Source organism: Dechloromonas aromatica RCB (genome assembly GCF_000012425.1).
On record NC_007298.1, the window covers coordinates 3,388,021 to 3,408,999 of the forward strand.

Here is a 20,979-nt window from a genome sequence, read left to right on the forward strand (position 1 = left end):
GAATACCCCCCGATTCGAGACCTCCCTGTTACCCCGCCCTCGTGGCGGGGTCTTTTTTGTCCGGCCGAATTGATGCCCTTAGCCGCCTAATCAGCCGTGGCAGGCAATGGAGAAGGCGCGTGATGTACGGCAGCCGGTTTCCCGGCGAGCCCTGAAACATAGGCGCCTAGAACACCGTTGCCATGCCAGAACAGCAAGACCCAGATGAGAGATCCGAGGGGCAGGACAACGCCAACCGCGAAGAGAAAAACCTTGAACGCGCGGCCCCAGCGTGAGCGTGCCGCGAACATAAAGCCTGTTGCCTGCGGTAGGCGGCGCACCAGCATGACGTAGCCGCGCCACAATGCAACGGCATTTCTAATCATGGATGAAAAATCTTCGCCAAGTCATCTTCCGATTATCGACGCCAGGCATTACCGGGAAATGACCGTGGAAAAAAAAGACCAGCAGTCAAAGCCGTTCTCACCGGGCTGCCGCATTCAGACAAGTGGCTGCTTGCGGTGGGCGATTGACTGAAGCCGCTTAGGCTGCCTCGCCAAACCAGTTGGCGCCGAGACAGGCGCGCAGCGCCAGCCGGGCACGGTGCAACTGAACCCAGCAGTTGTTGCTGGTGATTGCCAGGGTCTGGCAGATCTCGTCGGTATCGAAACCAAGCACTTCGCGCATGGTGAAGATGCGGGCGCTGGCATCCGGCAGGCGGTAGAGGCATGCCTCGAAAACCTCCCAGAAACGCTTGTTCTCCATCGCCTGCTGCGGCGTCTGCCATTCCGATGGCCGGGTATCTTCGGCCCAGTGCTGGCGATCATTGAAATAGGCGTTCAGATCGTCATCATTTTCGACATCCGCGACCACATTTTCGCGAACCTTGGCCCGCAGCACATCGATGATCTTGTTCTTTAGGATGGAGAGCACCCAGGTGCGTAAGGAAGCCCGCGAGGCAAAGCTTTCCCGCCCCAGCAGGGCGCCGGTCAGCGCCTCCTGAACTGCGTCTTCGGCTTGTGCCCGATTGCGCAGTTGCATCTCGGCAAAGCGCAGCATGTCGCGACGCAGGTCTGTGAGAAACTCGGGGTCGTGCAGGGGGTCCAAGGGCGTGTCCACTCGATGAGGTTGCTGGCCGGGGATCATACTGGAAAATATTTTGTAAGGTTTTGATGCTTCCGCCGACTAATTGAGCAGGCCCCCAAAGCCTCGACGTAACACAGGAACTGAAATGATCAGCTGCAAGGAAGCCACCCGCCTCGCCTCGCTTCAACTGGAACGCCAGCTCAGCTTTGGCGAGCGCCTCCAATATCGTTTGCACCTGGCGATGTGTGTCGGCTGCCGACGGGCTGAAAAACAGTTTGCGTTCATGCGTCAGGCAATGGGCGCCTGGATGAGTCAAAAAGACTGATCCAAGCACCTCAATCACAACGGAGAAAATCATGAAAAAGCAAAATATCGTTTCCCTGGCCGTCGGTTCCGCCTTTGCTGCCATTGCCCTGAGTCCGGCTGCCCACGCCGGCGAAAATCCGTTTGGCGCCACCAAGCTGGAAGCCGGCTATCAACTGGCCCAGGCCGATACCAAGATGAAGGACGGTAGCTGCGGCGGCGACAAGAAAATGGAGGCCAAATGCGGTGCCGAAAAAAAGGCAGCCGAAGCGAAGTGTGGCGCCGACAAAAAGAAGGATGCCTCCTGTGGCGCAGCCAAGAAATCGACTGAAGCCAAATGCGGCGCGGACAAGAAAAAAGACGCCTCCTGCGGCGCCAACAAATAAGGCTGCGCTGATCGGCTGCGGCGCAGGGTTCGCCCTGCCCGCTTTTCTGCTCAATGGGAATCAATCGAATGTTGCCACGCCACGCTCACGGTGCCGGTCTCGGCTTTCGCCGCGAACTGATCGCAGCACTGAAAGCCGGCGTGCCGGAGGCCATCCGCTTTTTCGAGATCGCCCCGGAAAACTGGGCCGGCATGGGCGGGCGCTCCACCAAGGATCTGCGCCAATTCACTGAACGCTACCCCTTCGTCTGCCACGGCCTGTCGCTATCGCTCGGCGGACCGGGGCCTTTGGACGAAAGCCTGCTCCGGCGCATCAAGGCCTTCATGACCGAACACGGCATGACGCTGTACACCGAACATCTGTCGTGGTGTGCGGACGATAGCCACCTCTACGACCTGCTACCGATTCCACTGACGGAAAAAGCGGTCGAATGGACGGCCGACCGCATCAAGCGGGCTCAGGACATTCTCGGCATGCGGATCGGCATCGAGAACGCCTCCTACTACCTCTCGCCGCCGGGGGCCGAAATGACCGAGGCAGAATTTATCAATGCCATCGTCCGTGAGGCCGACTGCCTGCTGCATCTCGACGTCAACAACATCTACGTCAACAGCCGGAATTTTGGCTTCGACCCGCTGGCCTTCATGGCTTCCCTGCCGCTCGAACGCACCTGCTACGTGCATGTTGCCGGCCATTACGTCGAACCGGATGGCTTGTTGATCGACACCCATGGCGCCGAAGTCATCGACCCGGTCTGGTCGCTGCTTGAAGCGGCCTACACCCGCATCGGCGGCACAGTGCCGACCTGCCTGGAACGTGACTTCAACATTCCCGATTTGTCGGCCTTGACCGCAGAAGTCGAGCAGATCACCCGTTTTCAGGCCGCCGCCATTGGCCGGAGAGTCGCTTGATGAACGCCGACTTCCAGCAATTTCAGCGCGAATTCGCCCGCCACCTGCGCGATCCGCATCATGCGCCGCGCCCGACGGGTATCCCGGCTAGGCGAATGGCAGTTTATACGGAACTGCTGTTCAACAACATTGGTGGCTTTGTCGACGCCTGCTTCCCGGTCAGCCGGACGATGCTGGGCGAAAAACGCTGGCGCCGGCTAATCCGGACTTTCTATCGCGACTGGCCGCTGCATACGCCTTGGTTCAGGGAAATCCCCCGTGAATTCATCCGCTACCTGGCCGAAGGCGAGATCAGCCAGCCGCGGCCGGCCTGGCTGGCCGAACTGACGCATTACGAATGGGCTGAGCTGGCGGTCGACGTGATGGACCACCCGACACCGGCCTATGACCCAGCAGGGGATTTACTGAGAAATACTGTCGCTCTCAACCCGGCAATGCTCAACCTGGCCTATGGCTGGCCGGTGCACCGCATCTGCCAGGATTACCGACCGCGCAAGCCGCAGGCGACCCACCTCGTCGTCTATCGCGATAGAGACGACAAGGTGCAGTTCAGCCAGATCAACGCCGTTACCGGCCGCCTGCTCAGCCTGCTCGCCGCCGCGCCGAGCCGCGGTGAGGCGGCGATCCGCCAGATCGCCGGCGAATTGCAACACCCCGCCCCTGAGCAACTACTGACCCACGGCGCCGCACTGCTCGACGACCTGCGCCGGCAAGGGATCATTCTCGGCAGCCTCGCCTGAAAAACCTCAGTTGGGCTGTAAGTTTTTCGCTGCATTGGCGACTAATGATTACCCAATCCCAACGGAGAATAATCATGAAAACCATCGCCATCCTTGCCCTGTCCGCTGCGGCGAATCTCGCTTTCGCGCTCGACATCCAGCCCTACTCGGCTGATACCCTGGCCGCCAAGCAGAAAGCCGGTGAGTCGGTCACCCTGCACTTTCATGCCGATTGGTGCCCAACCTGCAGGGCACAGGACAAAGTGCTCAATAGCTGGAAGGGTGATGCATCTGTACCGGGAACCTTGCTGCTGGTCGATTACGACAAGGAGCGCGAATTGAAGCGTCAGCTCGGCGTTCGCACGCAATCGACGCTGATCGCCTACAAGGGTGCTGTCGAAAAGGCCAGGCTGGCCGGCGAGACCGATCCCAAGGCGCTGCGCGCCCTGCTCGACAGCACCAAATAGGTACCGGACAAGCATCATGGACATCCCACTTGCTCACCTTGGCCTCAGCCTCGTTGCCGGCAGCTTGACGACGCTCTCCCCCTGCGTCTTCCCCATCCTGCCGCTGGTCATCGGTGGTGCCGTGCAGGCCAACCGGCTGGCGCCGCTGGCGATGGGCCTCGGCATGGCCATTTCCTTCGCGCTGATCGGCGTACTACTCGGCGCTCTCGGCCCGGCGCTTGGCATCGATTCCGACAGCGTGCGCCTGTTCGGCGCCTGGCTGTTGATCACCTTCGGCCTGGTCATGCTGGTCCCGGCACTGAATCGACGCTTCACGGAATGGATGCTGCCCATCGCCTCCAGTGCCAACGCCGCTTCAGCCAGGCTCGACGGCGGTTCACTGAGCGGCGCACTATTGCTGGGTGGTGTGCTCGGTCTGGTCTGGAGCCCGTGCTCAGGCCCACTGCTCGCCTCGGCCCTGACGCTGGTGGCCAGCGAAGGCGGTGCGCTGCGCGGTGGCACCGTCCTCGGATTGTTTGGTATCGGTGCGGCAATCCCGCTGATTGCCGTCGCCTATGCATCCCGCCGTGGTTTCAGTGCGGCACGTGGCTGGGTACTGGCCCGCATCGACGGAATCAAGAAGGCGTTTGGCGTGCTGATCCTGCTGACCGGGCTAGCCATTCTTTCCGGCGCTGACAAGTGGCTGGAAACACAGGTCGTTTCACTGCTCCCTGATGCCTGGGTGCAGGCAACGACGTTGTTCTGAGCTTGCTGTCGATCAGAAATTGAGGCGCAGCGACAACCAGTGAACGCGATCCGCCAAACGATTGATCGTCCGTCCCTGCTGCTGCTCATTGACCATCTGCGCAATGTAGGCGAGTTCTCCGCCCATCGGGCCTAAACGGAAGGCTTTGGCCAGGCGCCAGTCGATCCGCTCGCTGGCTTCGATCGGATAATCGTCGTTCCGCCGCCAACGCATGGGCGAAGCCCGGAAATACATGATTGACGCGGTAAGGTCGTAGGGCAGCTTCTGAATCAGCATGGCCGTTTGCGAGTGGGTGGGTGCCGAATCGCGGGTCTGGCGAATGATCTTGGGTCCGTTGTTGAAGTCATCGGCAATCCGTGAAATATCGGTAAAGTCAGCTGTCACGCAAATCAGTGAATTACCGTACATCAACCGGGTCGTTTCGAAGGGGCGCCAGTTCAACTGATATTCGTAACCCTGGATACGGACATTTTCCAGGTTGACGGCACTGTCGGCACGGCCGTTGGGAAACACGGCGTAATTCACCGCATTCATCCGCAGACCTCCGAACGGAGCGGAGGTTTCTCTGTCATCAGGCATGCTGGCGGGCAATGCCAGCGGCAATATCTGGATGTAATTGGGAATCCTCTCGCTGAATACCCTGACATCCGCAGTGGCCCGATATTCCTTCAACTCGGCCAGATAGCCGAGTTCAAGTGTGTCGATCTGCTCGGGTTTGACGCCCTGGGCATAGTAGAGAATGTCGACCAGGCCAGTCCCGCCGATATCGCGTCGCTCCGAGTGCCCTGCCGCCTCATACAGGCTGGGGTTGCGATGCGCCCGCGAGGCAACGAGGCGGATGGTATGCCCGGGCATCACGTGAAAGCTCACACTCGCCCTCGGATCAAACATATCGCCGCTGATATTGTCGTGTTCGTAACTGCCCCCCAGATTGAAGAGCAGGGGGTCCATCAGGCGGTATTCGAGATTTCCGAATGCACGATAGGCGAACCGGCTCTTCCACTCCGTTGACGAGAACTGCTCGTACGACTGCACGGAAGTGGATTTGAGTCCAAGCCCCCACATGAATCGCAGATCCTTACGCGGGGAAAGCAGATGCTCGAACTCAAGCTCATGCTGCTGCGAGCGCCCCCCCGGATCAACGCCTGGAAAAAAGGTGACCGATGCCGGCGCAACGCGATTGGTCGTGAAGTTCACCCTGGTACGGAATGGCCCCTGTGCCCGATCATCGTTATAGCCATAGCGCAGCTTGGTTTCTTCGGTTGCAGAGAGGGTTCGGCGCCACAGGATGCCGAAGGCTGCCGAATACTGTTCGAGATTACGGATGGGGTCGTTGACCGGACTGCCGGGCCGGCCATACTGCGACATGTCGCGCGCAAAGGTTCCTGTCAATTGCAGTTCGTCACGATCAGTCAGCGGAATATCTGCCCGCAGATCGAATAATTGCGATTGGCGGTTATCCGGAGAATAAGTCCATCGGCCGCTGTAGTAGCCATACTGAAAACCGTCATCCTGAAATGAGCGCGCCGTGAAGCGGAGATTGGCGTCACCGAGGCTGCCGCCCCAGCGCAAGACTTCATCACGAATTCCGTTGTTGCCGTGGTTGGCCGAAACCATCCAGCCTTTGGTCAGGGCAGGGTCCATCGTGATGATGTTGATCACCCCCATGAAGGCATTCGAACCGTAGGAAACGGTGTTCGAACCGCGAATGACCTCGATACGTTCGATGTTCTCCAGCGCCACCGGCAACAGATTCCAGTTCACCCCGGACTTGAAGAGTGGGGAGTACTGGGAACGACCATCGACCAGCACCTGGACCCGCGGCCCGTACTCCTCGCTGGACAAGCCATAGTTCAGCCCGTGATAGGCGACGATGGCCGGATCCTGATTATGCGAAGTCACCTGAAAGCCGGGCACCAGCCGTAGCAGGTCTTCAACCGTCCGCATACCGGAAGCCCGGATCATTTCCTGATCGATCACCGTGACCGAGGCCGGTGTTTCGGACAGCTGTTGTGGCAAACGACTGACCGAAGCGATGATCGGCATCTCGCTGAAAAACAGGTTTTCCTCGGCGCATGCGGGGAAGGCGAGCGCCGTGGCGACGAGCAAAGTCGCCTGTCGCAGGCACAGCGGAATTCGCGTTTCAGGTTTTTTCACTTAGCTCTTCTGCCAGAACAACCCAGCGAGGAGGCTAAACACTCACCCAGGCTGAAACAAAACAAGGACTTGTCGATTGCGAAGGGCTGGATTTTAACAAAGATTTACCTTCCCCCTCCGTCCCTGACGCCTAGGGTATTACCTCGTCTCGTTCAGCATTCTCACTTCCCGTTGCGGGAAGGGAATGGCGATACCATGCGCCTTGAAGGCCCGCCAGATGGCGAAATTGACGTCGGAAACGATGTTGCCCTTGCCCTCTTCCGGGTCGCCAATCCAGAAGCCAAGTTCGAGGTTAATGCTGCTATCGGCGAACTGGGTCAGGAAGGCCTTGGGTGCCGGCTCAACCAGCACGCGGGAATGGGCGGCGGCGGCGTCAGTCATCAGGCGGCAGGCAAGATCCAGATCACTGTCGTAGGCGACGCCAAGCGTCGTCGCCAGGCGGATTTGCGTATTGGAGTAGGTCTGGTTCTGTACCGTGGTGCCGATCAGCGTTTCGTTCGGCACAATGAATTCGGTGCCGCCCGAATGCTTGAGCACAGTGTAGCGTGTGGTGATTTGCGTGACTTCGCCGCTGTCGCTGCCAACCTGCACGATATTGCCGATACGGATGGAACGATCAAGCAGGATGATGAAGCCGGAGACGTAATTGCTGGCGATCTTCTGCAAGCCCAGGCCGAGTCCTACACCAAGGGCACCGGTGAACACCGAGAGCGCCGTCATGTCGATGCCGACCAGGGCCAGACTGGTCAGGATGGCAATGACCGTCAGGCCAGCCTTGGCGACCCGAACACCGACGATGCGCAGATTGGCATCGAGCGTATGCAGGCGCATCAGCTTCGCCTCGATCACGCCAGCAATCCACAGGGCGAAAACCACGGTCAGGAAGATGGTCGCCACGGCCCGCAGGATGGTCCACAAATCGACGTGCTGCTTGCCGACATGAAATTCCACCCCTTCCATGGCATCAATGACATACGGCGCCAGATCGGTGATGTACAGCGCCAGCCAGACCCAGACCGTGGCGGCGATGATGCGCTCCCACGCCGTCAGCCAGGTCGCCCGGGGAAAGGCCTGCCGTAGCACGAAAATGACACCGCGCACCAAGGCCATCGAACCGAGCAGCGGCATGGCCAGTTTGAGCAGATTGACGTGAATCAGCGTACCCAGCGTGGCGATGGTCAGGCCGGCCAGCACCATGCCGCTTATCGGAAACGCCAGTCGGGAACCGGCGTCGGAGAAACGGCCGGCGCCTTCGGCATGGCGCCCCTGCCACCAGCGCGCCACCAGAAAAGCCAAGCCTAGACACGCAACCAGTGCGACCACCTGCCAGATGAATTCCGGGTCGCGGAAATCTGCCAGCAGATCGTTGATCAGGCGCAGGGCCGGACTCTTTTCACTCATGCCTTTTTATCCAGAATGGCCGCGAAGAAACCGTCGGTATTGTGTTTATGCGGCAGCAAACGCAGCACGTCACCCTCGTAGGCGATGTCCTGCTTGGCGAGCACGGCCGAAGCCGGAGTCAGCGTGAAATCGGGATGCTTTTCCAGGAAAGCGGCGATGATTTCGTCGTTTTCCGCACTCAGCAGGCTGCAGGTGGCATAGACCAGACGGCCGCCGGGGCGAACCAGCTTGGCTGCCGCTTCGAGAATCGAGGCTTGTTTGACCGTCAGTTCGGCGACCGAAGTTTCGCTCTGCCGCCATTTCAGGTCGGGATTGCGGCGCAGCGTGCCGAGACCGGAACACGGCGCATCGACCAGCACCCGGTCAGCCTTGCCGGCCAGGCGCTTGATCTTGGTGTCGCGCTCGTGTTCGATGCGGGCCGGATGGACGTTGGACAGGCCGGAACGGGCCAGTCGGGGCTTCAGGTTGGCGAGGCGCTTGTCAGAAACATCAAAGGCGTAGAGGCGCCCGGTATTGCGCATCAAGGCGCCGAGCAGCAGCGTCTTGCCGCCGGCACCGGCGCAGAAATCGACCACCATTTCACCGCGCTTGGGCTCCATCAGGTAGCCGAGCAACTGGCTGCCTTCGTCCTGCACTTCATAAGCGCCTTCGAGGAATAATGCGGTCTTGGCCAGGGCCGGCTTGTCGCGCAGGCGGACGGCCATCGGCGACAAGGGGGCGGCTTCAGCGGCAATACCGTCGGCTGCCAGTTTTTCCAGCAGCACCTCACGGTTCATTTTCAGCGTATTGACGCGCAGATCGAGCGGGGCCGGCTGATTCAGCGCTTTCGACAGGAGCAGCGTTTCTTCAGCACCAAACTGGGCTTCGAGGCGCTGGTAGAGCCAGTCCGGCAGATCACAGCGAACGGCTGGCGGCAAGTCTTCTTCGCGCACCGCCTTGACCCCGGACAACCATTCCTCTTCGCTTGCCTTGAGGACCGGTGCCAGTTCGCGCTGGCTCCAGCCACGCGCCACGGCCAGCGCCGCCAGCAGGCGGTGACGGTCGGACATCTGGCCACCACAGCGCGCTTCCAGGCTCCGCCCCCGGCGCAGCACAGCGAAGACCGTTTCAGCGACGAAGGCGCGGTCGGCATGGCCAAGTTCGCGATGATCGCGGAAATAGCGTGAAACCACGGCATCGGCCGGATGATCGAAACGCAGCAACTGGCCGAGGACAGCTTCGGCATGGGCAAACAGGGCGGGTGTGAAACGGGCTTTCATGGTGTTCCTATCTCGGTGGCGACTTGTTCGTAAATGTCGCCCTTCTTGTCGGTAAAGCGGATTTTAACCGGCAGGCGGTGCCGATCGAGTGCAATCCAGATTTCAGTGACGGTATCGGTCATGGCGCGCAGGTGCAGCGTGCGGAAATGGCCGGCCGGCGTGTCGATTTCCTCTTCGCCCAGCGAATCGAGGGCGTAGCGGTCATATTTCTTGCCGGTCACGACGCCGAGGGTGGCCCCGGCTTCCGGCTGCTTGATGTAAGCCAGATGGTAGTTCAGCGACAGGATGTCCTGAGCGCCGGGTGCCAATGGGCGCACGTTGCCGTCACGGGAGAGGCGAACGGCGGCGTTGGGCCAGTCAAAATCGGCATTTTCGTTGGCATCCTTGCCGTTCTTGCGCGTCAGATATTGTTCGGGTTGCAAGCCGCCGGCCACCAGCTTGCCGCGACTTTCGTTCTCGAAGCGCACCGACTTGAACAGGGCGACCAAGCCGCTGGTTTCAGTCATGCCGCTCAGGTGGTAGTGACCGTCTTCGGTGAACTCCCAGGTGTGCTCGGCTCGACCAATCTGGAAGCCCTGCGCGCCCATGGTGATCATGAAGCGGATGGTGCCCTTGGCCGGCAGCAGCGGCTTGACCGGCTCCGGGACGGGCACGGCAGTCGTCTCTGGCGTTTCCGGCGCGGTTTCGGGAAGCGTTTCAGTGGCCGGCGCTACCGGCGTATCGGCCACGTCCTTGCTGCTGGTCAGCGGCCCGGGCCTGGCCGGTTTTGGACGATGTTTTGCCACAGGCTTGACCACCGGTTTGCTCTCGGCCGCTGGCTTGGGAGCGACTGCCGGTGGCGGCTGCAACTCGGCGCGCAGCACAACCGGCTCGTCGCTTGCCCCACCAAACAGTTCAATATCCGTCCCGAACAGCGCGGCGGCATGAATACCCAGCGAAGCAGCCAGCGCGAGAACGAACGCCAGGGGCATGACGTCTTAGCGGATCTCGGGCGAGATCAAAACCGCATGGTCGGCCAGTTCCGCCGCCAGCCGGACACGGCCGTTTTCCAGCGTCAACTTGTCCTCGGCAAACCAGCGCACCGCCTGCGGATAAACCAGGTGCTCCTGGCGCAACACACGGGCCGACAGGCTTTCTTCGCTGTCGTTGTCGAGTACCGGTACGGCCGCCTGGATGATCACCGGACCGTGATCCAGCGTCGGCGTCACAAAATGGACCGTGCAGCCGTGGATGCGCACGCCTTCTTCCAGCGCCCGCTGATGCGTGTGCAGGCCGGGGAAGGACGGCAGCAGCGACGGGTGGATGTTCATCAACCGCCCCTCGTAGTGGCGCACGAAGCCATCACTGAGGATGCGCATGAAGCCGGCCAGCACCACAAGATCGGGCGCGAAGGTGTCGATACATTCGGCCAGCGCAGCATCAAAAGCCTCGCGCCCGGCGAAGGCCTTATGGTTGATGAAGTGGGTGGTAATCCCGGCTTTGGCTGCCGTCTCCAGCCCCATGGCCTCAGGCCGGTTGCTGATCACGGCGGCGATGTTGACGGGCAGACTTCCAGCCTCCCGGGCGGCAATCAGCGCCTCCAGGTTGCTGCCACGACCGGAAATCAGGATGACGATATTCTTCATTTCAAAAAACTCACCGGTAAGAAAATAGTGCTGACCACCGCATGGGTCAGCCGGGAAAGACCGCGCCCATTGCGGTCGGCCACGATCTGGGCCATGAAATCGAGCAAGCCCATGACGCGGCCGAATTCGCGCTCGAACGACAGATTGCGGTTGGCCGGGTCCAGCTCGTTGGAAAGCAGGAACAGTTCGCCCGCCGCGTTACGGTCATGGCCGAGCTTCCAGACCGCGACATCCATGTTGCGGGCGCTGTTATAGAGCTTCATTTCGTTCAGGCTGTCGAGGATATAGAACTCTTCCTTGTGCTCGAAAGCCGCATCAACCATGGTCAGCAGCCCGAAAACCAGTGCCATGACACGGTCACCGGCATAAGCCTCGGTGAAGGCCAGCGAGGCCACCGCGCCCTCGCGCTGACCGTTGAACTCCGGCCAGCTACGGAACTGGCGCTGACGCAGGCGTTCGACCGCCGCCTCGCGGCTGGCTGCGCCGCTCTTTTTCCATTCCTTGGGATTGCGCTTGTAGAGCTTGTCGGCGATCAGCAGCAGTCCATTCACCACCTCGCCCCGATTGGTATCGGCGATGCGATCCACTTCGGATTTGACCAGATATTTGACGTCGACCGTGGACTCGATCCGACCGTCCTTGCCCAGTTTGGTCGAGCAGGCCATCATCGCCACGGCTGCGAAAAAGATGGCCAGCCAGCGCATCAGGCTTCCTTGCTCTTCAGGTAACCCCAGCCGATGGGAATCAATGAAGACACGATGATGCCGACGATGATCAACGACAGATTGGCTTTCACCCATGGCATGTTGCCCAGCCAGTAGCCGGCCAGGCACAGCGAAACGACCCAACCCAGCGCGCCGATCAGGTTGAACAGCGTAAAGCGGGTATAGCTCATCGAACCGATGCCGGCCACGAAGGGGGCGAAGGTGCGGAACAGCGGTAGAAAGCGCGAGATGACCAGCGTCTTGCCGCCATGTTTCTCGTAGAAAGCGTGTGTCTTGACCAGCGCATCGCGGTTGAAGAAACGCGAGTTTTCCCAGTGAAAGACCTTCGGCCCGAGGAAGCGGCCGATCTGGTAATTGACCGTGTTACCAATCGCTGCCGCCGCCGTCAGTACGCCGATCAGCGTGAAGATATCCATGCCGCCCTCGCCGATGGCAGCCAGCGCGCCAGCCACGAAGAGCAGCGAATCGCCAGGCAGGAAGGGCGTCACGACAAAACCGGTTTCTGCAAAAACAATAAAGAACAGGATGCCGTAGATCCACAGCCCATGCTGCTGCACCAGAATGGCCAGATGCTTGTCGAGGTGCAGAACGATATCGAAGAATTGAGGCAGGAGTTCCATGTGTGACGCCGGGCTTTGAATGTGGCCGCATTATAATGCGCCGATGCCGACCATTGCCCGCCTCCCCGACCTGCTGATCAGCCAGATTGCCGCTGGCGAAGTGGTCGAAAGACCCGCCTCCGTCCTCAAGGAACTGCTCGAAAACAGCCTCGATGCAGGCAGCAAGGCCATCCAGGTCCATCTGGAGGAAGGCGGCGTCAAGTTGATCCGCATCACCGACGACGGTTGCGGCATTGCCAGGGATGAACTGGCGCTGGCCCTGACCCGCCATGCCACCTCGAAGATTTCCAGCCTCGACGATCTTGAGCGCGTCGGCACCCTCGGTTTTCGCGGAGAGGCACTGGCTTCGGTCGCTTCCGTCGCCCGCCTCAGCATCACCAGCCGCGAACGCGGTGCGGCGCATGCCTGGAAACTGCGCGGCGAACCTGGTGCCGAACCGGAACCGGCCGCCCTGATGGCCGGAACCGTCGTCGAAATGCGCGACCTCTATTTCAACACCCCGGCCCGCCGCAAGTTTTTAAAATCGGAAAGTACCGAGTTCGCCCACTGCGCCGACGCCGTCAAGCGCCTGGCGCTGACCCGCCCGGATGTCGCGATCAGTCTGACCCACAACGGCCGCAACCTGTTCCAGCTCGCCCCGGCCGATGCCCCCCGGCGCATCGCCGACATCCTCGGCGACGAATTCCTCGGCGCAGCCCGCGCCGTCGATGCCGGTACCGGCGCGCTGTCGATTGGCGGCTTCGCCATCGACCCGACCCGTGCTACCGATGCCAAGGACGGCCAGTATGTCTTCGTCAATGGCCGTTTCGTCCGTGACAAGATCATCAGCCACGCCCTGCGTGAAGCCTATCGCGATGTACTGCATGGAAGCCGCCAGCCGGCCGTCTGCCTGTTCGTCAATATCGACCCGGCACTGGTCGACGTCAATGTGCACCCGGCCAAGACCGAAGTCCGCTTCCGCGATTCGCGTGCCATGCACCAGTTCGTCTTCCACGCCATCCAGCGCACGCTGGCCGCGCCGGTGCAGGCAGAAGCTGCTCCCGCACTGATCGAGCGCGCTACGCCAAGCAGCGAATACCAAGCGCCTGCACTAAGCCCGGAAAATCGGCCAAATGTCGAATACGCCCCGCCGCTGCGCCATCAAGGCAGCCTCGGCGTCGCCGAACCGGCCGCTGCCGCCTATCTCGCCTTCGCCCGTGCCGCGCAGGACATCGGCCAGTCACCGGCCCCGCGCAGTGAAGTCGCCCCGCAATTCCAGCCCATTGAAAGCACCGGCAGCGATGGCCCGCCGCTCGGCTATGCGCTTGCCCAGCTGCATGGCATCTACATCCTCGCCCAGAATGCCCGCGGCCTGATCCTGATCGACATGCATGCCGCGCACGAGCGCATCCTCTACGAAAAACTGAAGACTGCCTTCGACAACCGCCAGATCGCCACCCAGGCGCTGCTGATCCCGGCCGTTTTCTCGGCCGACCCGCTCGACATCGCCGCCGTCGAAGAACACGCCGACGCGCTGGCCGACCTCGGTTTCCAGATTACTCCGCTCGGCCCCAACCAATTGGGCGTCCGCGCCGTTCCCGCCCTGCTCCAGTCCGGCGACCCCGCTGCACTGGCCAAATCCCTGATTGCCGAACTGCGCGAACACGGCATCACCCAGCTCGCCACCGCCCGCCGCAACGAACTGCTGGCCACCATGGCCTGCCACGGCGCCGTCCGCGCCCGCCGCCAGCTGACCGTGCCGGAAATGAACGCCCTGCTCCGCCAGATGGAAGAAACCGAACGCGCCGGCCAATGCAACCACGGTCGGCCGACATGGACGGAACTGACGATGGATCAGCTCGACAAGCTTTTCCTACGCGGGCAGTAATTCATGTCCTCCGAAGTTTCGACGAGCCTTGGTTTGAGCGCTTCTAGCCTAATTTGCTGGGACTCAGTCAATACTCAGCATGACCAAACCCACTAACCTTGCCCCTCCCGGTGCCGGCCTACCAACGCTGGAACGCTGGTTTTCCAGCGCGCTGCTCAAGGCGTTGAGCATTTTCTTGAGCAAAGATACCCTGACCCGCTGGCTACGCCGGGAAACCGAAGCCACCCTTGCGCTGGCGGCCAGCCTGCCCGAATTGCTGGCCAGTCAGCCGGTATTGCTGCCGCGCGTAACCGGGCTGGAAGACAGCAGCCGTTGCTGGTCGGCCAACATGGTGCTGCAGCATCTGGTCATCGTGGATACCGGCATACGGGAGCTGGCTGAAGCGCTATCGGACGACACGTCCTTTGGGCGAGAACTGCGGATCGCCGAGGTCAAGCCGGTGCCAAGCGCCGGGTTTGAACAGCACGCCTTGCTGCGAGCTGCGGTCGATGACTATGCCCGGTTGATCGACGGACTGGGTGGCTTGCGCACCACCCTGCGCCACGCCCATCCCTGGTTTGGCCAGCTCGATCTGCGCGGCTGGCACGCGCTGGCCGCCATGCATACCATGGCACATCGGCGCCAGATGCAGCGTATTGTCGCCAGACAAACGCGCCCCGACTAGCCGCCTGAACGCGGTAAATAAGTCAGCACAGCCGTAGCAAAGAACACATCAGGACAGACATTCGTCAGCTTTGCCATCTAGAATGCCGCCGATGTTTCTGCAATCCCTTCCTGCCACCCGGCGCGCACAAGTTTTTGCCTTCGCCGTATCGCTCCTGATTCATGCCCTGGTCCTGATGATCCCCCGGCATGATCCGAGCGGCACGGCAAGCCCGCCTCGACTGGAGGCCCGCCTGGCCAAAACCGCTGCGCCCGAGGCCGTGAGCGCACCGGCCAGTTCGGCCAAAGCGGCCAAAACAAAACCCGAGCGAGCCAGGATACTGACCACCAACAAACCGGGAAAAACAACGGTAGCGGCTACCCCGAAATGGTCCGCCGCCGAAAAGGCGGACATGAACCGCTTTCTCGACGAACTGGACACTCAGGCCAAGGCCGCCCCCAAACCGACGCTGGCCCAACGCTCGCTGGCGATGGCCCGGGATCAGGCCAGAGAGCAAGCCCGCCAGGAAGCCGCCGACGGTGCCAGCCTCGAACTTCGGCCCAATGCAGCCCCGCCCGATCCATTCAGCCTGGAAATGTATGTCGACGGTTTGGTCAAGCGCCTGAACCGGAGCGCCGCTTTCGTCAAAAACGATCCGCGGAACAAGGGAATACGCGCCGCCGCAGTGGAGTTCAAACTCAATCCGGACGGGACGATGAAGTTTTTCAAGGTGGTCAACGAAGGCGATCAGGCCGAGGAAATCGCCTTCGTCAAATCGGTGGTCGAACGCTCGATCCCGTTCTCGCCATTCCCGGAGGACATCAACAAGGCCGCGCGCGGACTGACCATGCGCATCTGCATCCTGCCACCACGGGCCGGGGAAGGCGGGTTTGGCTTCAGTCGGTCAGGTCCAGGCCGGGGTTGCTGATCAGGCGGATACCGCCTCAAGCAAGGCATTAAACGCCCGGTCTGCCTGCCAGCCACGACGCACCTCGACCATACGCACCTCGCTCAAGGCTGGGCCCAAAGCAGCCCGAAGGATCGACTTATCGGTCTGAACATCGACCACCAACACCAGCCGCTGCGGCGGCAATCGCTGCGCCAACTGTTGCAATTCGAACTCGCAGCCGCGCCGGGCTGCGGTGATGCCACGCACATCCATGATCACCACGTCGGCGCGACACATCAACTCGACCACCGTCGCCTGCCAGCTCGAATCCCGACAGCAGAACTCATTGATGCGAAAACGTCCATCCGGATCGGGGCGCAGATCGAGGCTGGCCAGCCGCGCATCGAGACTGTCGCGCGAGGTGACAAAGAGTTCATCCACCCGCCCGATCAGCCAACGCAGGTAATCGCCGGCATCGATGGTCCGGGCGGTCACATCGGGCGCGGCGATCATCGTGACCGGGCCAATCAGCCGCCAACGGGCCGCCACCCGATCGAACAGTCGCTCGGTACGTACCGTGTAGCCAAAAATCCGGAGCAACAATAGCGTCGGTGCAGGCCGGCTTACTGCCAGGCGGACCACGCCGAGCCATTGCATGACCCAATGATTGACCGGCCCGAAGATCGCGATCTCGCCAAGCACCACCAGTAGCGCCAAAAGCCGATGCTCTCTGGCGATGAAGATGTCGAAGCCGATGGTCACCACCAACATCAGCCACCAGGTTCTGGCCAGCAGTTGCGCATCGGAAAAACGCTTGGCTTCATAGTCGCCAGCCAGTCGGCGCAAACGCAACCAGGCCAGCCAGCCAGCCGGTAGGGCGATGAGCATGAATACGCCATCCAGCCCCAGCGTCATGACCCAGGGCGTCCCGAAATCGGTCGCCGCGAGAGCCGCGGTCAGGCGCGACCCGGCCAAGGGCGCCAAGCCGAAGACCAGCAAGGCGGCAAAGGTGATCGGCACGACGCCGCGCAGGCGGACCGGCCACGAAAACAGCCAGAACAGGCCAGCCATCCACAGCTGGTTCCTGGCGATTTCGAAGAACAGCGGCAGCATGCCGAAGATCTGCCAGCTGAAGGGTCGCCCGATGATTGCCCGCTGCACCATGCCCGCGATCAGGAAGGTCACCGCAAACCCAAGCATCATGACGATAAAGCCACCAACGATGCGCAGTGGCGGCAAAGCCAGCGATACGGCAATCATTGGGAGGGCGGCAATCATGTAACAAAGCGTCAGCCCCAGCGAATAGGCCGGCGAAAAGCCGAAATTTCCCGCCCACTGATAGGCGATTGCCATCGGCAGGCCGCAAATGGCCGTCGTCAGCAGCCAGGCCGCCGAAATCCGCCAGCGTATTGATCGTTCGTAGGCCGCAGGATCGCCGGCCACACCCCCATTCGGCGTGTGTAGAGTTACGGCCGGCACCGGCACCGGCAGCGCCAGGTCGTCCCCCTGCATCATGCCGCCGAGAATGGCCTGCCGGTAACGCCAGAGCACAAACAGGGCGACAACGACAGTGACCAGCACGCTGTTCGTGAAGTGGAGACTCAACTCGCCGCCATTCATCGCTTGCTCCTGACATACCGGAATGATGCTAGCCTACTCCAAATCATGCTCAGGGACCGATTTTGAACAGCCCGAACATCAGTGCCCCGAACAGCCAGGCCCGCTGGCGCGAACGACGCCGATTCCTGCTGGCGACGGTGGCCATAACCCTGCTCTACCTCGGCATTCAGGCGGTCTGGATGTGGGGTGCGGCCCAGTTGGCCCACATCGGCTGGACACTCAATGATCCCGCCGAAACCTACGCAGCCGAGGCTGCGACAGTGGCCGAACAATCCCGTCATCGTGAGGCAAGCCTCAATCCACAAGTTCCCCTACGCGTTTTTCAATTGGGTTACGAATACGGCTACCTGAGCCAGTGGCTGGGCGGCTACGGACAACAGACCGAGGCAGACATGCAGCAACTGTCGCGCCCGGTCTCCGCACACATCCAGCGCCTGAACGAACTGGCCGAACAACTCGGCGTTGCCCCGGCGGCCCGCCTGCCGGTGCGAACGGCGGCCGATTTCAGCCAACTGACCCAGCGCATCGAAGAAGACCCGGCCGGCCTTGCCGGTCGCGTCGAGAAGGTCAGCTCTCTGCGGCTGCGCCATTTATTCCTGTTGGCCGCTCACGTTGGCATCGAAGCGGCTGCGCTGACGCCATCAGGGGATCTGACCCCAATCCCGGCGACCGAACTGATCGGCAAGCACGCCACGCTGGCCGGCATCCCGGAACCCCTGTGGCGGCCGTTGAGCCGGGTGGGAAGCGGGGCGCGGGAAAAGCAGCTTGGCGAATACCAGGTTGCCGTTGCTCATCTGGAAAGCACGCTGGCCAAGCGCTACAACGCAGGAGCAGGCAAACTGATTCATATTCTTTTTTTGCCAGGCACCGGCACTATTCCCGCCAAAGCGGACTCCAAGTCGGCCAAACCTTGATATTCAATAATCCCCAGAGCACTGAATGCCCCACGATATTTCCCTGATCACCACCATCGCGGCCGCTTTCGGCTTTGCCCTGATCCTCGGCTTCGTCGCCGAGCGCCTGAAAACCCCCGCCCTGGTCGGCTATCTTGTTGCCGGCATCCTGATCGGCCCGGCCACCCCGGGCTTTGTCGCCGACCTGAGCACGGCTTCACAGCTTTCCGAAATCGGCGTCATGTTGCTGATGTTCGGTGTCGGCCTGCATTTCTCGATTGACGACCTGCTCTCCGTCAAGCGCATCGCCCTGCCCGGCGCCATCGTCCAGATGAGCCTGGCCACCCTGCTCGGCATGGCCATTGGCCATTGGTGGGAATGGGCTATCGGGCCGTCGCTGATCTTCGGCCTGTCGCTGTCCTGTGCCAGCACCGTGGTCCTGCTCAAGGCACTCGAAGCGCGTGGCCTGCTGACCACGATGAACGGCCGCATTGCCGTCGGCTGGCTGGTCGTCGAGGATCTCGCCACCGTGCTGATTCTGGTGCTGCTCCCACCGCTCGCCGGGGTGCTTGGCGGCAGTGCTGCGGCGGAAGGCAGTGACCCGCTCTGGCAGGCCATCGGCAAGACCTTGCTCGAAGTGGCCGCCTTCATTGCCCTGATGCTGATTGGCGGCCGCCGCGCCCTGCCCTGGCTGCTCTGGCAGGTGGCGCGCACCGGCTCGCGCGAGCTGTTCACGCTGGCCGTGATCACTGCAGCGATCAGCATTGCCTACGGCGCGGCGCAACTGTTCAGCGTTTCCTTCGCGCTTGGCGCTTTCTTTGCCGGCACCGTGATGCGGAACTCGGAGTTCAGCCACCGCGCCGCCGAGGAATCGCTGCCCTTGCGCGACGCCTTCTCGGTGCTCTTTTTTGTGGCCGTCGGCATGCTCTTCGATCCGGCCATCCTGGTCGAACAGCCCTGGCAGGTGGTCGCCGTCGTGGCCATCATTGTCATCGGCAAATCGCTGGCCGCACTGGCCCTGGTACTAGCCCTGCGTTACCCGCTGAATACGGCACTGACGGTGGCCGCCAGCCTGGCTCAGATCGGCGAGTTTTCGTTCATCCTGGCCGGTCTTGGCCAGTCGCTCGGCCTGTTTTCGACAGAGGGAATGAGTCTGGTACTGGCCGGTGCGCTGATTTCCATCGCCCTCAACCCCCTGGTCTTCGCCGCCGTCGAGCCACTGCGCCGCTGGACGCTGCGCCACTCCGAACAGGCCCGGCACCTTGAAGACCGCGACGAGCCATATTCGCAATTGCCGCTCAGCACCGATCGCAAATATCTGGAAGGCCAGGTCGTGCTGGTCGGCTATGGCCGGGTCGGGCAACGCATCGCCAGCAGCATGAAGGCACAGGGCATTCCTTATGTCGTTGTCGAACAGAACCGTGAGCAGGTCGAAGACCTGCGCCGGCAGGGGATCGCGGCAGTCTCGGGCAATGCTGCCGAGCCGGCCGTTCTTATCCAGGCGCACATCGCCCACGCCGCGATGCTGGTCATCGCGGCGCCGGATGCGATCAATATCCGCCAGATGGCCGATTGCGCCCGCACCCTGAACCCTGCGGTCGAAATCGTTCTGCGCACCCACAGTGACGATGACTCCGAACTGCTGCGCAAGGATGGCATCGGCGCCGTCTTCTTTGGCGATGAAGAACTCGCCGTCGGGATGAGCCGGCGTATCCTGCAGCGCTTTGCGCCTCCCCCTGCCACTGAGTGACACCGATCGAGAGGAGAACGAACATGGCCTCGTTGAATCACCTGCTTGCCGCCACCGATTTCTCGGCCCCGGCGCGTCATGCCGCTGAAAGAGCGGCGCTGGTGGCCCACAGCACCGGGGCCCAGCTCGACCTGATCCACGTCGTGACCCTGGCGCCAATGGTGAAACTGCGCCAGCTGATCGGCGACCTGCCGCCGGAAATCGAACAACGCCTGCTCGACGCCAGCCGCGACGAATTGCAGCAACTGGTGGCCCTGCTCCATTCGCACCACGGCATTACAGCCAACGGCCAGGTAGTGTGCGGCTCGCTGCTCGATGAAATCACCCGGCACGCAGGCAGTCTGGCGGCCGAGTTGCTGGTCTTTGGCTCGCATGGCAGCAGTTTCATGCGCCATCTGCTCCTCGGCTCGACGGCCGAGCGCCTACTCACCCGCAGCACGCTGCCCATGCTGGTCGTCAAGCAGGCCGCCCACGAGGCCTATAAAACCCTGCTCGTACCGGTCGATTTCTCGCCCTCTTCGCGCCGCGCCCTGGCCCTGGCCCAGGCCATCGCGCCCCGTGCCGAAATCATCCTGCTCCACGTCGCCGCCCTGCCCTTCGAAGGCAAGCTCAGATACGCCGGCATCGACGACGACATCATCGCCCGTTACCAGGCCGCGGCGATGGTCGAAGCAAGGCGGTCGCTGGCCGCCCTGCAGGCACGCGCCGCCCCCGGCGTATCCGGCATCCGCCTGGAAGTTCGGCAAGGCGACCCGTCGCAAAGCATCCTGCAATACGAGCAGGAATTCGATTGCGACCTGATCGTCATCGGCAAGCACGGCGAAAGCCTGGCCGAAGACCTTCTGCTCGGCAGCGTGGCACGCCACGTGCTGGAAGAGTCACAGAGCGACCTGCTGATTTCGCTGTGAGCCACGACGGGCGGGGCGCGTGATAG

Annotated in this window: 22 protein-coding genes; 12 read left to right on the forward strand and 10 right to left on the reverse strand. The window is 61.7% G+C overall.

All coding sequences use genetic code 11. The features are described 5' to 3' along the window. Window positions 1-86: 86 nt before the first annotated feature. Window positions 87-365, reverse strand: coding sequence for a hypothetical protein (locus DARO_RS16110; RefSeq protein WP_011288875.1), 279 nt, complete (start codon window positions 363-365; stop codon window positions 87-89). Window positions 366-522: 157 nt separating this feature from the next. Beyond that, window positions 523-1,086: a sigma-70 family RNA polymerase sigma factor gene (locus DARO_RS16115; protein WP_041224456.1), complete on the reverse strand. Its 564-nt coding sequence runs from the start codon at window positions 1,084-1,086 to the stop codon at window positions 523-525. A gap of 124 nt (window positions 1,087-1,210) precedes the next feature. On the opposite strand from DARO_RS16115, the gene DARO_RS16120 reads away from it, so the two are divergent. From DARO_RS16120 to DARO_RS16145, 6 genes are all read left to right on the forward strand, one after another. Further along, the gene (locus DARO_RS16120) at window positions 1,211-1,390 is read left to right on the forward strand and encodes a zf-HC2 domain-containing protein (RefSeq protein ID WP_041224458.1); all 180 of its coding nucleotides are present in this window, start codon (window positions 1,211-1,213) and stop codon (window positions 1,388-1,390) included. A gap of 31 nt (window positions 1,391-1,421) precedes the next feature. After that, entirely contained in the window at window positions 1,422-1,754 is a 333-nt protein-coding gene (locus DARO_RS16125; RefSeq protein WP_011288878.1) for a hypothetical protein, read from the forward strand. A 68-nt stretch (window positions 1,755-1,822) separates the two neighbouring features. Then, entirely contained in the window at window positions 1,823-2,665 is an 843-nt protein-coding gene (locus DARO_RS16130; protein ID WP_011288879.1) for an HvfB family MNIO-type RiPP peptide maturase, read from the forward strand. After that, on the forward strand, window positions 2,665-3,405 hold the full coding sequence (locus tag DARO_RS16135; RefSeq protein WP_011288880.1) for an HvfC family RiPP maturation protein: 741 nt from the start codon (window positions 2,665-2,667) through the stop codon (window positions 3,403-3,405). Before DARO_RS16130 ends, DARO_RS16135 begins: the two co-directional genes overlap by 1 nt. A 74-nt stretch (window positions 3,406-3,479) precedes the next feature. After that, entirely contained in the window at window positions 3,480-3,851 is a 372-nt protein-coding gene (locus DARO_RS16140; RefSeq protein ID WP_011288881.1) for a thioredoxin family protein, read from the forward strand. 16 nt (window positions 3,852-3,867) lie between these two features. Then, window positions 3,868-4,596 carry a cytochrome c biogenesis CcdA family protein gene (locus DARO_RS16145; RefSeq protein WP_011288882.1) on the forward strand — a complete coding sequence of 243 codons (729 nt, stop codon included), beginning with the start codon at window positions 3,868-3,870 and terminating at the stop codon, window positions 4,594-4,596. A 12-nt stretch (window positions 4,597-4,608) separates the two neighbouring features. Here DARO_RS16145 and DARO_RS16150 read toward each other — a convergent pair whose 3' ends face one another. The 7 genes from DARO_RS16150 to DARO_RS16180 all read right to left on the reverse strand — a co-directional run bounded on the left by DARO_RS16150 (window position 4,609) and on the right by DARO_RS16180 (window position 12,383). After that, window positions 4,609-6,753 carry a TonB-dependent receptor domain-containing protein gene (locus DARO_RS16150; RefSeq protein ID WP_011288883.1) on the reverse strand — a complete coding sequence of 715 codons (2,145 nt, stop codon included), beginning with the start codon at window positions 6,751-6,753 and terminating at the stop codon, window positions 4,609-4,611. A 138-nt stretch (window positions 6,754-6,891) separates the two neighbouring features. Then, window positions 6,892-8,154, reverse strand: coding sequence for a mechanosensitive ion channel domain-containing protein (locus DARO_RS16155; protein WP_011288884.1), 1,263 nt, complete (start codon window positions 8,152-8,154; stop codon window positions 6,892-6,894). Beyond that, window positions 8,151-9,413: an RsmB/NOP family class I SAM-dependent RNA methyltransferase gene (locus DARO_RS16160; RefSeq protein ID WP_011288885.1), complete on the reverse strand. Its 1,263-nt coding sequence runs from the start codon at window positions 9,411-9,413 to the stop codon at window positions 8,151-8,153. The genes DARO_RS16155 and DARO_RS16160 overlap by 4 nt, the downstream gene beginning before the upstream one ends. Continuing rightward, the gene (locus DARO_RS16165; protein WP_011288886.1) at window positions 9,410-10,384 is read right to left on the reverse strand and encodes a DUF3108 domain-containing protein; all 975 of its coding nucleotides are present in this window, start codon (window positions 10,382-10,384) and stop codon (window positions 9,410-9,412) included. The genes DARO_RS16160 and DARO_RS16165 overlap by 4 nt, the downstream gene beginning before the upstream one ends. Before the next feature lie 6 nt (window positions 10,385-10,390). After that, window positions 10,391-11,038 (reverse strand): phosphoribosylglycinamide formyltransferase, encoded by a 648-nt coding sequence (purN, locus tag DARO_RS16170; protein WP_011288887.1) that lies wholly within the window; start codon window positions 11,036-11,038, stop codon window positions 10,391-10,393. After that, window positions 11,035-11,742 (reverse strand): hypothetical protein, encoded by a 708-nt coding sequence (locus DARO_RS16175; protein WP_011288888.1) that lies wholly within the window; start codon window positions 11,740-11,742, stop codon window positions 11,035-11,037. The genes purN and DARO_RS16175 overlap by 4 nt, the downstream gene beginning before the upstream one ends. After that, a complete protein-coding gene (locus DARO_RS16180) occupies window positions 11,742-12,383 on the reverse strand; it encodes a DedA family protein (RefSeq protein WP_011288889.1) in 642 nt (213 codons plus the stop codon). The genes DARO_RS16175 and DARO_RS16180 overlap by 1 nt, the downstream gene beginning before the upstream one ends. 43 nt (window positions 12,384-12,426) lie before the next feature. Here DARO_RS16180 and mutL point away from each other — a divergent pair, with 43 nt between their 5' ends. From mutL to DARO_RS16195, 3 genes are all read left to right on the forward strand, one after another. Beyond that, window positions 12,427-14,250, forward strand: a complete 1,824-nt coding sequence (gene mutL, locus DARO_RS16185; protein ID WP_041225128.1) for a DNA mismatch repair endonuclease MutL — start codon at window positions 12,427-12,429, stop codon at window positions 14,248-14,250. Window positions 14,251-14,329: 79 nt separating this feature from the next. After that, window positions 14,330-14,914, forward strand: coding sequence for a DinB family protein (locus DARO_RS16190; protein WP_011288891.1), 585 nt, complete (start codon window positions 14,330-14,332; stop codon window positions 14,912-14,914). A 91-nt stretch (window positions 14,915-15,005) separates the two neighbouring features. Further along, entirely contained in the window at window positions 15,006-15,821 is an 816-nt protein-coding gene (locus DARO_RS16195) for a hypothetical protein (protein ID WP_198134059.1), read from the forward strand. Here the strand turns inward: DARO_RS16195 and DARO_RS21890 are convergent, their stop codons facing one another. After that, window positions 15,822-17,402 (reverse strand): hypothetical protein, encoded by a 1,581-nt coding sequence (locus DARO_RS21890; protein ID WP_011288893.1) that lies wholly within the window; start codon window positions 17,400-17,402, stop codon window positions 15,822-15,824. 62 nt (window positions 17,403-17,464) lie between these two features. On the opposite strand from DARO_RS21890, the gene DARO_RS16205 reads away from it, so the two are divergent. From DARO_RS16205 to DARO_RS16215, 3 genes are read left to right on the forward strand one after another with little or no spacing between them, the layout of a single operon-like run. After that, complete coding sequence (locus DARO_RS16205; protein ID WP_011288894.1) at window positions 17,465-18,316, forward strand: hypothetical protein; 852 nt, start codon at window positions 17,465-17,467, stop codon at window positions 18,314-18,316. Window positions 18,317-18,341: 25 nt separating this feature from the next. Then, window positions 18,342-20,045, forward strand: a complete 1,704-nt coding sequence (locus DARO_RS16210; RefSeq protein WP_011288895.1) for a cation:proton antiporter domain-containing protein — start codon at window positions 18,342-18,344, stop codon at window positions 20,043-20,045. 23 nt (window positions 20,046-20,068) lie between these two features. Continuing rightward, the gene (locus DARO_RS16215) at window positions 20,069-20,953 is read left to right on the forward strand and encodes a universal stress protein (protein WP_011288896.1); all 885 of its coding nucleotides are present in this window, start codon (window positions 20,069-20,071) and stop codon (window positions 20,951-20,953) included. The last annotated feature ends 26 nt before the right edge of the window (window positions 20,954-20,979 follow it).